At 48.5% G+C, this 13,732-nt stretch carries 11 protein-coding genes; 3 read left to right on the top strand and 8 right to left on the bottom strand.

Annotated features, from left to right (window positions below; all coding sequences use genetic code 11):
* Position 1: 1 nt before the first annotated feature.
* From OOK74_RS07570 to OOK74_RS07590, 5 genes are all read right to left on the bottom strand, one after another.
* Positions 2-331 carry a YbaB/EbfC family nucleoid-associated protein gene (locus OOK74_RS07570; protein ID WP_274721292.1) on the bottom strand — a complete coding sequence of 110 codons (330 nt, stop codon included), beginning with the start codon at positions 329-331 and terminating at the stop codon, positions 2-4.
* A gap of 70 nt (positions 332-401) precedes the next feature.
* Positions 402-2,465, bottom strand: a complete 2,064-nt coding sequence (gene dnaX, locus OOK74_RS07575; RefSeq protein ID WP_274721291.1) for a DNA polymerase III subunit gamma/tau — start codon at positions 2,463-2,465, stop codon at positions 402-404.
* Positions 2,466-2,483: 18 nt separating this feature from the next.
* On the bottom strand, positions 2,484-3,029 hold the full coding sequence (apt, locus tag OOK74_RS07580; protein WP_274721290.1) for an adenine phosphoribosyltransferase: 546 nt from the start codon (positions 3,027-3,029) through the stop codon (positions 2,484-2,486).
* A gap of 163 nt (positions 3,030-3,192) precedes the next feature.
* Positions 3,193-3,591: a YbaN family protein gene (locus OOK74_RS07585; protein ID WP_278182517.1), complete on the bottom strand. Its 399-nt coding sequence runs from the start codon at positions 3,589-3,591 to the stop codon at positions 3,193-3,195.
* Positions 3,592-3,777: 186 nt separating this feature from the next.
* Positions 3,778-4,857 carry a response regulator gene (locus tag OOK74_RS07590; protein WP_278182518.1) on the bottom strand — a complete coding sequence of 360 codons (1,080 nt, stop codon included), beginning with the start codon at positions 4,855-4,857 and terminating at the stop codon, positions 3,778-3,780.
* Positions 4,858-5,102: 245 nt separating this feature from the next.
* On the opposite strand from OOK74_RS07590, the gene OOK74_RS07595 reads away from it, so the two are divergent.
* The gene (locus OOK74_RS07595) at positions 5,103-5,978 is read left to right on the top strand and encodes a LysR family transcriptional regulator (RefSeq protein WP_278182519.1); all 876 of its coding nucleotides are present in this window, start codon (positions 5,103-5,105) and stop codon (positions 5,976-5,978) included.
* A gap of 88 nt (positions 5,979-6,066) precedes the next feature.
* Here OOK74_RS07595 and OOK74_RS07600 read toward each other — a convergent pair whose 3' ends face one another.
* Genes OOK74_RS07600 through fadI form a run of 3 tightly spaced genes read right to left on the bottom strand, consistent with a single transcriptional unit; the run spans position 6,067 to position 10,093 of the window.
* Positions 6,067-6,615 (bottom strand): NAD(P)H nitroreductase, encoded by a 549-nt coding sequence (locus OOK74_RS07600; RefSeq protein WP_274721286.1) that lies wholly within the window; start codon positions 6,613-6,615, stop codon positions 6,067-6,069.
* 38 nt (positions 6,616-6,653) lie between these two features.
* Complete coding sequence (fadJ, locus tag OOK74_RS07605) at positions 6,654-8,786, bottom strand: fatty acid oxidation complex subunit alpha FadJ (protein ID WP_278182520.1); 2,133 nt, start codon at positions 8,784-8,786, stop codon at positions 6,654-6,656.
* On the bottom strand, positions 8,786-10,093 hold the full coding sequence (gene fadI, locus OOK74_RS07610; RefSeq protein WP_278182521.1) for an acetyl-CoA C-acyltransferase FadI: 1,308 nt from the start codon (positions 10,091-10,093) through the stop codon (positions 8,786-8,788). The genes fadJ and fadI overlap by 1 nt, the downstream gene beginning before the upstream one ends.
* Positions 10,094-10,814: 721 nt before the next feature.
* Here fadI and OOK74_RS07615 point away from each other — a divergent pair.
* Positions 10,815-12,074 (top strand): outer membrane protein transport protein, encoded by a 1,260-nt coding sequence (locus OOK74_RS07615; protein ID WP_278182522.1) that lies wholly within the window; start codon positions 10,815-10,817, stop codon positions 12,072-12,074.
* 302 nt (positions 12,075-12,376) lie between these two features.
* Complete coding sequence (locus OOK74_RS07620) at positions 12,377-13,678, top strand: outer membrane protein transport protein (protein ID WP_278182523.1); 1,302 nt, start codon at positions 12,377-12,379, stop codon at positions 13,676-13,678.
* Positions 13,679-13,732: the final 54 nt, after the last annotated feature.

Consider the following 13,732-nt stretch of genomic DNA (forward strand, 5'->3'; position numbering starts at 1 on the left):
ATCAGAATGGCATTTTCATGCCCGGTGGCAATTGCATTCCACCAGTCACCGAGGCCATTTTCTCTTTTTGTGTCTCTTCGATACGACGAGCCGCGTCATTAAATGCCGCCGCAATCAAATCTTCCAACATCTCTTTATCGTCTTCCATTAGACTTTCATCGATGTTAACCCGGCGTACATTGTGACTACCAGTGACAGTCACTTTAACAAGACCAGCACCGGATTCACCGGTCACTTCCATGTTCGCAATCTCTTCTTGCAGCTTTTGCATACGTTCTTGCATTTGTTGGGCTTGCTTCATCAGGTTGCCCATTCCGCCTTTACCAAACATGTTTATCTCTCTGGTTATGGTTAAATGTTTTACATAAAGTGGGGGTGAGACACTTGGGTTTCAACCCCGGTTAAATGGGTTGTACGCTATCACTATCCAACTGCGCATTAAAACGGCGCTCAATAAATTGGACATGAGGATCGGTTTGTAAGCTGTGCAGCGCTGCGCTGCGCTTATTGAGATAGAGCCGCTCACGCAGTTCAAGCGGCGTTTCGCCACTGTCGCCAATTGAGATGTGCAAATGGCAAGCTTCACCAAGCACTTGATGCAACGCCTGCTCTAACTCTTGCTGCGCTTTGTCATGCTGCAAATGCGCATGGCTAGGACGCAGGGTCAGGGCTATCTGATCGCCTTGACGGCTAAACGCTGAATTGAGTGCCAACTGCTCGACCAATTTGGCGGTAGCTAGCTGCTGGATCAGGGCAGACCAAGCATCTTGCGCCACGGCTTCTTCAATCAACTTGGCCGCCATGGCTGGCGTTTTCTCATACTCTAACGCTTTTTTCAGTTGCGTAGGGGTGACCTCGCTTTTCACCACCACATCGACTGGCTGCATCGGACGCCATTGATAGATTTCCTCTTCCGGCTCCAACTCATCGTCATCACTATCGGGGGGCGACACCGGCACTTGCTGCGCGCGCAGCGCGATACGCTCTAGCGCGGAAGCGGGAGGTGCGGATGCCGCATCAGACTTTTTTGCATCTGACCCTTTATTTTGTACCTCTTGACGCTTAGAGCGCAGCTGATGGCGCAGCCCAGCTAAAGCGGGCATGCTCGCTGGAGTTGGCGTATCGGTATGGGTGACCACAGAGTCTGGTGTGCTGTGTATCGAGGGTTGCGGCTCTTCGCGCTGAGCGGCTCTTTCCAGCACAGATTCAGCAGCCATCGGCGGTGCCACAGAATGCGGCATCGTTTGTGATGCTGGTTGTACCACGCTAGGCTGCACAACCGATGCTGCTTGCGGTGCAGGCGTGGGCATTTGAGGCGCAGCGACCGTTGAAGCCACCACTGGCGTATTGGGAGGCATAATCACGCTCGCCAAAGAGACATTCGATGGACGAAACGCCAGCATACGCAGCAGCAGCATTTCAATCCCAATCCGCGCGCTCGGAGCGAGCGGCAGATCTTGCCGCCCTTTTAACGCAATTTGGTAGTAGAGCTGCACATCTTGTGGCGTTAACGCTTTGGCCAGCGATTCAATCCGCGCGACTTCAGGCAGGGATTTATCTAACGTGGCAGGCAAAGCTTGGTACATCGCAATCCGATGCAATTGGTTCGCCAGTTGCTGCAACAGGCCATCCCATTCCACGCCATTTTGCGCCAGCGTTTCAATACACTCCATCACCAACTGCGCAGTTTGTTGGCTGATGGCTTGCAGTAGATGCAGCGCGTGATCGGTATCTAACGTACCGAGCATGTGCGCCACTAAGTCACTTTTCACCTGTCCATTGCCCAGTGCAATCGCTTGGTCAGTGAGACTCAAAGCGTCGCGCATACTACCATCCGCAGCATGAGCTAACAGATTGAGCGCTTTGCTGTCGCTGGTGATCTGCTCCGCTTGCAACACTTTATCCAGTTGCTGCTGAATCTTTTCCACGCTGATTGGCTTTAGATGAAACTGTAAGCAGCGGGATAAAATGGTGACCGGCAATTTTTGCGGATCTGTGGTCGCCAGCAAAAACTTTACGTACTCCGGCGGCTCTTCGAGTGTTTTCAGCAGGGCATTAAAACTGTGGCGTGACAGCATATGCACTTCGTCGATCAGGTAAACCTTGAAGCGGCCACGCGCTGGTTTGTACTGCACGTTATCAAGCAGTTCACGCGTATCTTCCACTTTGGTACGCGATGCCGCATCAATCTCTAACAGATCAACAAAGCGACCCTGATCAATCTCTTGGCAAGTGGCGCACTGGCCACATGGTGTCGCAGTGATACCGGTCTCGCAGTTGAGTCCTTTCGCAAATAGGCGACCAATCGTGGTCTTACCCACACCTCGCGTACCACTAAACAGATACGCATGGTGCAAACGATTTTGCGCCAGTGCGTTCTCTAAAGCGGTTAAAACATGGGCTTGCCCAACCACTTCGTTAAAGCGTGTCGGACGCCATTTGCGTGCTAAAGCCAGATAACTCATTGCAATATCCGTTGTCGGTTAGTGACCTTCAAATTCACAGATGCTGTAAACCTGCAAGCCTAACCCTTCAAGACGCTTATCACCACCAATTTCTGGTAGGTTGATAACGAAAGCCGCGTGTTGCACTTCACCGCCTAATTGACGGATCAGTTTGGTGGTCGCTTCAATGGTTCCGCCAGTGGCAAGCAGATCATCAACCACTAACACTTTGTCGCCCGCTTCAATCGCATCGACATGAATTTCTAGCGTATCAGTGCCATATTCCAAATCATAAGATTGAGCAATGGTCGCGCGCGGCAATTTACCCGGTTTGCGCACTGGAACAAAGCCAACGCCCAGCTCTAATGCTAACGGTGCGCCAAACAGAAAACCACGCGCTTCGGTGCCCACGACCTTGGTGAAACCCATCGCTTGGTATTTATCGACCAACAGTTGAATGGTGGCTTGATAAGCGGTGGCATCTTCCAGCAGGCTCGTGACATCACGAAATAAAATGCCTGGTTTTGGATAGTCTGGAATACTTTTAATGCTGGATTTGATCAGTGCAAGAGTTTCAGTTGTCATAATTACTTTTAGCTTTAGTGGCTTGGTCACCTAAATGATCAACAAATAAGTGAGAACAAAACAATTTCAGTGCCGTTGGGTCCCTTTTACTTAGCGTAATCAGGGCGATACAGCACAGAAAAAACAAAGCCCACTCGAACAGTGGGCACACTTCTCGCTAATGCTAGTGATTTTCTTGTTGCTTAGCAACCAGCTCATAAGTCGGTAGGCGAATAAACCAAGTGATCAAAAGCACAAGCCCAATCAACAGTGCGACTTTAAGCCACCACCAAGGCACCACCCAAATCGACCAAGCAAAACTCAGTAGCATAAAAAATATTGCGCGCTTTTTGGTCGTGTGACTGACCGCACCATATTGCTGCCAATGTTGGATCAGCGGCCCAAAGCTAGGATGCCGCAGCAACCAATCATGTATGCGAGGATGACTGCGTAAAAAACAAGCGCTGGCGAGCAGAATAAATGGCGTGGTTGGTAATACCGGAACAAAGAGGCCGACGACGCCAAGAGATAAACTGGTTATTCCAATCACCGCAAATAACCAGCGTTGTAAAGATAAATACATTAACAACTCGCGTAACCATTGACGATCCGAATCCAAATCAAGATTGCGGGCAAAATTGGGATCAATAATACAGCCATAACACCGAAAAAATAATATACCCAAACCACTTGGCGTTGCAGGCAGGCGGCAAGTGAGTGAGTCCCTATGGGCATAGACAAACGATGTAATTGGGGTGAACGAACCTAGTCAACCCCGCTGCAAATCCAAGCTCAAGCGATAAGCGCTCGGTTTATTGGCCATGATTTGACCCGCCGAGCCGATGGGCAAATCTTTGGTAATAAAGTTACGCAAACAGTTCTCACCCAGCGTAATCCCGCCATGAATAGGCTGTGGTAACAAACCATTTGACCACTGGCAATCCAATCCAGCGGGCAACAGCGAGAGTTTACCCTCGGTTAAATCCGCTACACCAAACAGTGCCGCCACTGGTCCGACACACTCGGCACAGCCGAGTCCTCGCTCGACAATTTCAGCCAGATCTTTGAGCTCAAGCCGAGCATTACCTAAATTGCGTATATAGTTATGAAATAGTACATAAAGCAGCAAAGTGGAAGCCGATCCCCACTGCTGATTACTCGCAGCATCAACCGCATAAAAGGCAAACTGACCATTATTAAGCCGAGCATAATCAAACACGAGCGGCATGGATTCGGTTGACTGCAATAAGCGATAGCTGAATTTCCAAGCTCCGTGTTGACCATCAGTTGCTGGCAGTAATGCCGCCAGCAACTGTTTCGCCGCCGCGGGATCTTGCTGCAAATATTGCAAATGCCAATGCAGCTCTTTTTGCTCATTGAGACCGGCTTGATCATCAACCGCAAACCAACTGGCATAGTCACATTCTTGACTACTGCTGGCCAAGACATGCTCAATTGAACGGCTCAATTTATGGTAGTCAATAATCGGCTTGGCTAAAAAATCTTTGATCCCAATACGCAGCGCCTTAGCCACATCCGATATCTCTTCGGTCGCGGAAACCACAATTAAAGGCAGTGACGGATAGATAAGGCTAACCTCTTCGACAAACTCCATACCATTGAGGATCGGCATCGAGAGATCGCACAGTACCAAATCTGGTCGATTCTCACGCAACTGGCGTAAACCCTCTAAACCATTTTCCGCCTCTAGCACTTGATAACCTTGATGCTCAAGAAAATTTTTGATCATGCAGCGAAAAATCGCATCATCATCGACCAGTAAAATCAGTTTTTCTGTGCTAATTAGATTCTCTTCTCCACAACTCTCTGAGAAGTGAGATGGATGCATAGACTTCGGCCTCATACTAAAACGGATGGCACAAATTATCGCTAATTTATGACTAACAACAGCAATTATTGATTAATTTAAAAATAGCCCCGAAACCCGCTTTGCACAAACCGTGGGGACTAAAATTTTTTCTATCACTAGATGTATGGGTTTTGCAAATCAGCACACAAGTTGACATGACGCAAAATTTCACCGCTTATATATGTATAGATTACTCAGTATTGCAACATAATGTGTCAAAAACGATGAAACTAGATGACCTAAACCTGTTTCGGCTGGTGGTTGAACATGGCAGTTACACCTCAACCTTTAAGAAAACCATGATCCCCGTCGCCACCATTACTCGGCGTATTCAAGCGTTAGAGGAGTCACTGAATCTTAGGTTGCTCAATCGTCATGCGCGTAAGCTAACCCTGACTGAAGCGGGTGAGCGATTTTATAACGAATGCTCACCGCTACTTGCCCGCCTAGCCTCAATGGCTGAAGAGATCACCGATGATTGCCGCGGTGCCGCAGGACGCATTCGAATTTCCGCACCGACCAATATCACGAAACGGATGATGATGCCGGTCTTCAATGCCTTTATGGCACGCTATCCTGAAATTGATATTGAATTGATGATGGATCACCAAGCGGATGAACTCGATCCCACTGAATGGGATGTCATTTTTCGGGTTGGCCCACAACGTGATTCCAGTCTGATTGCCCGCAAAATTGGTACGGTTAAAGATATTTTGGTCGCCAGTCCAGCTTACTTGGCCAACCATCCACAACCGATCCATGCCGAAGAGTTACATCACCATCAACTGCTGAAAGGTTATCCGTTACTCAAGTGGCAACTGACCAATAGTCAAGGTGAAACCATCGTCAATGCGGATCATGGCCGCTTTCAAGCGAGCACGCTGAATGTGGTACGCAGTGCATGTTCTGAAGGTTTAGGGATCACGCTAATGCCAGATGTGATGCTGCATGAATTTTTAGATGACGGTAGCTTAGTGCAAGTGTTGACCGATTGGAGTGCCAACCCACGCGATATTTATATGTTGTATAACCACAAAGATCACCAGCCGGAGAAAGTGCGACTGTTGATTGATTTTGTGATTAATTACCACTTGCAGTGAGTGAGACTCGATTAATCCGTCACATAGAAAGGGCGTTTCCGCCCTTTTTCTCTCAGCGACATTTTCATCTCGTCGATCGCATCGCAAATTATAGGTACTCGACAAACTGAGCTAAGCGACGCTCTGGCACTTTCCCAGCCGTGGTGGCCGGGGTACCAAGATACAAAAAGCCCACGATCTGATCCTCACCTTGTACATTAAATGCACGGCGCACTACCGGATGGAACATCCAATGGCCTGAGCGCCAAATCCCTTGGAAGCCTTGTGCCACCGCGGCCATTTGCATTGCGTGTACTGCGCAGCCCGCCGATAAATGCTGCTCAAAAGCGGGCACTTTGTCACTGTGGGTAACATTGGCAATCACGGTGATCACCATCGGTGCCCGAAACGGGGCTTGTTGAGCTTTATTGATCAAGGTTTGATCACTGCCGTTAGCGATCTCGGCTTGCTCTAAAATTGCCGCCAATTTTGCCAACCCCTCCCCCTGCGCGATCACAAAGCGCCATGGCGTTAATCCTCCATGATCTGGCGCACGCAAGCCCGCGTGTAAAATATTGTCTAATGCTTGCTGTTGTGGCGCAGGAGCCTCCAACTTAGCGATTGAGCGACGGTTGAGCAATAAGTCGAGTGCTTGCATATTCGATTCCTTGTGACAGCTTAATGTTTGGGTCGGTCCTAGCATAGTGGATAGAATGTTTCGCCTAAGCCCGCTCTGGTCAACAAACCATCGCAGGGGGCAAATCTTTCACCGTATTGTTCAGTATGTTGATTCATCATTTCGACGACTTGGGCTAAACCGAGTGTGTCGAGATAGCGAAATGGGCCACCTAAGAATGGCGGAAAACCGATCCCAAAAATCGCTCCGATATCACCATCACGTGGGTTACGAATAATGCCCTCATCCAAACAACGTACCGCCTCGTTAAGCATTGGCAGCACACAGCGCATCGCCAGCGCTTTATCATTCAGTTTCGATTCAGGGCGTAATTTCAGCAGTCGATAGACCGTTTTATCGACCCGTTTTTTATTAGCGCCTGAATAAAGATAGAAACCTTTGCCGCTTTTACGGCCCTTACGTTGCTGGTTGAGCAGTGCAGTAAACACCTCAGGCCCTTGAAAGCGTGGCCCCAACTCACTGACGAGGATCGGCATGATTTTCGCGCCAATATCGATCCCCACTTCATCAATTAATGCGAGCGGCCCCACCGGAAAACCAAAATCGAGCAGCGCACGATCAATCTTGTCAATCGGCTCACCAGTCAACAAAATTTGCGCCGCTTCATTGAGATAAGGCGCTAGAATTCGGTTGACGTAAAAACCGGCACGGTCTTGAACCACAATCGGGGTTTTCCCCTGTTTACGCGCAAAATCAACCACAGTCGCAATGGTTTGTGGTGAGGTATGCCGATGTGGGATCACCTCCACCAGCGGCATTTTTTCCACCGGACTGAAATAATGCAAACCGACAATCTGCTCTGGGCGCGCAGCTTGGCTGGCAATTTGCTCAATCGGCAATGATGAGGTGTTGGTGGCAAAAATAGTGGTTGGTTTAGCATGGGCCTCAATCTCTGCCACCATCTGCTGTTTGAGTTTAAGATCTTCAAACACAGCTTCAATCACCACATCACAACGCTCAAAACCGACCCAGTCGGTTCCGCCCGTCAACTGTGCCATCTGTGCTTGTAACTGTGCCTGACTTAATCGGTTACGCTGTTTTTGTTTATCAAATAATTGATAGTTGTAACGCAGCGCATGCAATACTCCATCATTGGTCACATCTTTAATCCGCACTGGCAGCTTAGCTTTCGCAAGTGTGACATGACTGATCCCAGCCCCCATCAAACCGCCACCTAGTACCCCCACCGCACCAACCACCGCTGGCTCGGCGCAAACACCAAACTCTTTCTTCATCTCACTGGTGGCTAAAAAAATCGAGCGCAGCGCTTTTGATTGCGGACTCATCACCAACTCACCAAAACGCTTGGCTTCGGCGGCTAAACCAGCTGACATGCCGTGTTCCAGTCCAAACTCGATCACCGCTAAGATCGCTGGTATCGCCGGATAATTACCACGCGTTTTGAGCGCGGTTTTACGGCGCGCTTGCTCAAACACCAGTTTGCGCCCTAAGCCAGTTTTAGCGAGCATAGTCTGCTGGAGCGATAATCGGCGCGATGTACGCTTATGATGCTGGTTCTGCTCTAATAGGCGCACAGCAACCTCAAGCAATACCGAATGCGGGACACACGCATCCACTAAGCCGAGTTTTTTCGCTGACCGAGCACGCAGTGACTTACCGGTCAAAATCAGATCCAGTGCGGGTAATAAGCCAATCAAACGTGGCAGACGTTGTGTGCCGCCAGAGCCGGGTAGCAGCCCTAGCCTCACTTCAGGCAAACCAAGCTGAGAGATTGGCTCCTCACTACATACTCGATAATCACACGCTAAGGCTAATTCCAAACCACCACCTAGGCACGGGCCATGAATCGCCGCCACCACCGGAAACGGTAAATCGGCCAGTTGCTGAAAGATTTGCTGCCCTTGTAACGCTAGCTCCTGTGCTTGCTGCGCCGATTGGCAAGCCTGCAGCATGCGAATATCTGCGCCGGCCATGAAATTATCAGGTTTTAACGAGTGAATGATCAGCCCTTTGATCGGCGCAGTGTGTTGTTGCAGTGCCGCAAATACCGCTTGCATCTCTTCGACAAACGCCGCTTGCAAGGTGTTGATTTTTTCATCTGGCACATCAATCGCTAACCAAGCATAATGCTGCGCATCGATCGAAAGCTGAAAGGCTTGCTTCGGTTTCATTATTCCACCTCCAGAATCATTGCCGCACCTAAACCTCCGGCAGCACAAGCGGTATTTAACCCTAAACCACCGCCACGGCGTTTTAATTCGCGTAGAGTTTGAGTGATCATCCGGGTACCCGTCGCCGCAAATGGGTGACCATAAGCCAGTGAGCCGCCCAAGACATTAAATTGACTCATCTCGACTTCACCGATCGCCTGTGATCGCCCAAGCTGCTGCTGCGCAAACTTATCACTGGCAAACATTTGCAGATTGACTAGCGTCTGCGCCGCGAATGCTTCGTGCATATCAATCAGGGTTAAATCACGTAACGTGATCCCTGCGCGATCCAGAGCCAGCGGTGTGGCATAAGCAGGCCCCATCAGCATATCTTGCGCAACACCACTGGCACTGAATGCGTAAGCGCGGATATAACCCATGATATCAAGACCCAGCTCTTTGGCCCGACCTTCACGCATCAGCATCACTGCTGCCGCACCGTCGGTTAATGGGGTAGAGTTGGCTGCCGTCACTGAGCCATATTGGCGATCAAACACTGGGCGCAGCTTTGCATAGCTATCTAAGCTTGAATCAAAACGAATATTGGTATCAGTATCTAGCCACTGTTGGTACGGCTCAGGAAAAGCGGTCATCACTTCAGCGCGTAGCTTACCTTCACGCCACGCTTGCGCCGCCAGGCTATGCGAACGGTGCGCTAACGCATCTTGTTCAGCTCGGGAAATACGGTAACTTTTGGCCATTTGTTCTGCGGTTTGCCCCATGCTCAAACCGGTAGAATATTCTGCCACCGCAGGGGGAACCGGCAGTGCATCACGCCAAGTGAGGCCGCGCAGTGCCATGACTTTTTGGCGTAGGGTTTTGGCTTTACTCAAAGCTAATAGCGCAGCAGCCATCGGCTTGGATACCCCAATCGGCAGCACAGAGCAAGAATCCGCGCCACCGGCAATACCAATATCGATAGTGCCGGCCATAATGCTTTCTGCCACATTGACCACCGCTTGAAAACCGGTTGCACAAGCGCGAGTGACACTGTACGCATCGGTGTGGATCGACATGCCCGTACCGAGCACAATCTCGCGCGCAATATTGGGCGCTTCAGGCATCTGTACCACCTGACCAAACACCACTTGTTCAATCAATTTAGGATCAAGCATAGTGCGCGCGATCAGCTCTTGGACCACCATTTTGCCCAGATCAACCGCGGCTAATTGGCTAAACTCGGAGCTTTGCCGCGTAAAAGGAGTGCGTAGCCCCGCGACTATCGCGATTCGCTCTCCACTACGGGTTTTGACTTGCTGTGTGCTCATCAGATGTCCTTCAGATAAGAAGTCGGATTAAACACATTGTAATAAAGATGTTAAACAGTGAACACTCGTTGTGTAAATAAGCGTGATTTAAACAAACTTTTAAACCGACTTTATAACCCAAAAGGTTCAGTGAAGAGGGTTGCTAGGATTTTGTTGCAGCAAAAAAAAAACCACACAAAACTGTGTGGTTGGAATGGGTAAAGCAATTAACTTGCGCCAATTGAAAAATCAGTTTCCTGATTAGGAGAAAGTAAAGTCAGCCTTCAAAAGGAAGTATCATCTTTGCTCAACAAAGTTAGTCGCAATGACTAACAAGATGACGAGGGTTACTATAACCACTTCAGGGCAAGATTTTTTGAATTAGATCAATTTTAAGGTGATTTATACCCGATCTGGCGCCACAAGGTACGATCTGCGAGGGCAATAAGTCGGCATATTGGCACCGATCACGCCACTTTGTTATCCGAATTTTGCATACCAAGTACACAACACCTCACTCCCTTGAATAAAACTAATAGAGTGAAAACTCTAACTTTTACCACTTTCACATCAATTACCGCCCAATCGCTACTATTTCAACAAATTTATCGCATAATTAGTCAATGGTCGGATTTGTATTTTTTATACTAGCGACTAGGATCAGCCACCACTGAGCCATAGCTGTCATCAGCCAATGCTCAAAAACGCCCATTAGAGGCGAAACAAAAAAGGAAAAGCCGAAATGAACACTATGCGTCTGTTTAAAAAATCCCTGCTTGCCGTAACGGTAACGCTCGCCACCCAACAAGCTTTTGCCGCAGGTTTCCAGCTCAACGCACAATCAGCCACCGGTCTTGGCCGTGCTTTCGCGGGTGATGCAGTAATTGCCGATAACGCTTCCGTGATGGCGCGTAACCCAGCCGCGATGGCACTGTTTGATAAAACCTCGCTGTCACTGGGTTTTGAAACCATCACCACCATGATTGATGTCAAAGATGCAAAATACTGTGGATTCGGTTGCAAATTAGGATTATCAGCAGCACAAGATGCCAATTTTGATGATGCAGGGGGCACTTCGATTGCACCTAATATCCATCTGATTGTACCAATTGATGATCAGTTTGCGGTCGGTTTTAATGCCTACACTAACTTTGGCACCAAAACCGAGTTTGCCGATGACTACGTTGCCTCTGAATATGGCGGCCTCACCGATGTGATGAGCGTCAACTTTGGCGTTGCGGGCTCCTATCGCGTCAATCAGCAGCTCAGTTTAGGCGCAGGCTTAGATCTGATTTATGGGCAAGGCACCATGAAGCGCATCGGTGGAGCTAGCTTTGGTGGAAAAACCCTACTCAATGTTGATAAAGCCGATGGTTGGGCACTTGGGTTTAACTTAGGTGCAGTCTACGAATTGGATAGCAATAACCGCTTTGGCGCCGCTTACCACTACAGCCCTAAATTTAAAGCCAAAGATGACGCTGGCCAGCAGATCACGCTACCGCTGCCGGATATTTTTGAATTCTCTGGCTACCATAAAATTGAAGACACCAAATTTGCGGTTCACTACTCTATCCAATACATCGGTTGGAGCTCATTTGATAAAATCGATTTTGAAAACCTAAGCCCAACTAAATCTCCAATTGCAGCTGGATTAGCTAAAGATGGTATTTATTCAAAACCATACGAGTGGCAAGATGGCTGGCACTACTCGATTGGTGGGACTTATTATCTAAACCGCGATTGGACCCTGCGTGCTGGCTATATGTATGACACCAGTGCGCAAGATAAGCTCACCTCGATTTCGGTCCCTGATTCGGATCGCCAATGGCTCTCAGCTGGTTTCACTTACCATATTGACCAGCAATCGAATATTGATTTTGGCTTTACCTACCTAATGGGTGATGATGTAAAAGTGTCGGAAGATTTAGGTTTGTCTTCGATCACAGCCACAACGCACGCGGACGCGATTATGCTTGGCTTACAATATAGCCGTAGTTTCTAATCTACCATTAAACCAGAACTTATGGTTAAGGGGCTGAAATTCAGCCCCTTTATTGATTTTGTTACCCATCAATCGCCCAATATCAGCGCACAAGCGTGCGATCAAACCCCGCAATAAACCTACATTTGTACGCCGAAAGCTTAAGCCACACAGGCGCGCCTCCAGTTATATCATCCATATATTTCAGATTTTTTAGTTTAAAGTTTTGAATACACCGCTTATTCTGATTTGAAGTTTTAAAGCAATCACTCTAACCGTAGACTTTGCCGACTTAATTTGGCGAATTTCAGTGAACAATTCCTATGTACACCAATAAAACTTTCCTTGCCTGCGCGGTTGCATTAAGCCTGAGCAGTGTGGCAACGTTCACCCAAGCAGCAGGCTTTCAGCTGGCAGAGTATTCCGCAACTGGATTAGGCCGCGCTTACGCCGGTGAAGCGGCAATCGCGGATAATGCCAGCGCACAATGGCGTAACCCGGCGCTGCTGACTTACCTAAGCGGCACACAAATTTCAAGCGGAGCGATTTACGTCAATCCCAATATTGATGTGAATGGCACGGTAAGCCATCGACTATTCGGGTCAACTAATGCCAGTGCAACCGACTTTGCCCATGATGCGGTGATCCCTAATTTCTATTTGTCGCATCAGTTGAATGAGCAATTCGCGGTAGGTTTGGCACTCGGCACCAACTACGGTATGGAAACCGATCTGGGTACTGAATTTGCCGCCGCTCACTTTGGTAACCAAGCCAGCGTGATCAGCAAAGAGTTAAACTTAAATATCGCCTACCAAATTCAGCCACAGCTCAGCATCGGGGCAGGCGTGCGCTATGTGATCGGTGAAGGGCATTTTGGTGCCACCGCCCCCACCGACAATCTGTTTGGGGTTGCGCAAGGTACAACCCTAAAATATATGGAAGGTGAAGATACCGCGTGGGGCTGGCAAATCGGTTCAGTATGGCAAATCAATGATTTTCATCGTTTAGGCTTTACCTACAAATCAAAGGTTTCACTAAAACTTGCAGGTCATGCAGAAGGCTTTGGATTTAATGAAATTAAAGGTGATACTACAAAATTTTATGACTCTGGCAGCATGAACCTGGACCTGCCAGCTACAGCAGAAATCGCTAGCCATCACCAACTCAGTGAACATTTTGCGCTGCATACCAGCATCAACTGGACTGAGTGGAGTAGCTTTAAAGAGCTTTATGCTAACTTAGACCACAACGACAGTTCTAAGGTAAAAGACGAAAACTGGAAAGATAATTATCGCTTTGCGCTTGGTGCGACCTACCAAATTCAGCCTAAACTAGCGCTTAGAACAGGTATTGCCTACGATATTTCAGCCGTCAGTGATAAAAATCGTACTATCACGATTCCTGAAACAGACCGCACTTGGTTAAGTCTAGGTGCAACTTACGATGTGTCAAAACAACTCAGTGTTGATACTGGTTTCACCTATATTTTTGCTAAAAATGCTCAGATCACTGAATCTCGTGGCTATGACTCAGATAATGATGCACAACTACTGGGTGGTAAGTTTTCTGGTGGTATCTCTGGCAATGTCTGGCTAATTGGTGTGCAGGCAAACTACCGCTTCTAATATTCCCCCTTGCTTGAGCAATGATAACCAAGGCCAGCGCTGTATGCTGGCCTG

Origin of the sequence: Vibrio misgurnus (genome assembly GCF_029635775.1) — a bacterium.
In the GTDB taxonomy this organism is placed as follows: Bacteria; Pseudomonadota; Gammaproteobacteria; order Enterobacterales; family Vibrionaceae; genus Vibrio; species Vibrio chanodichtyis.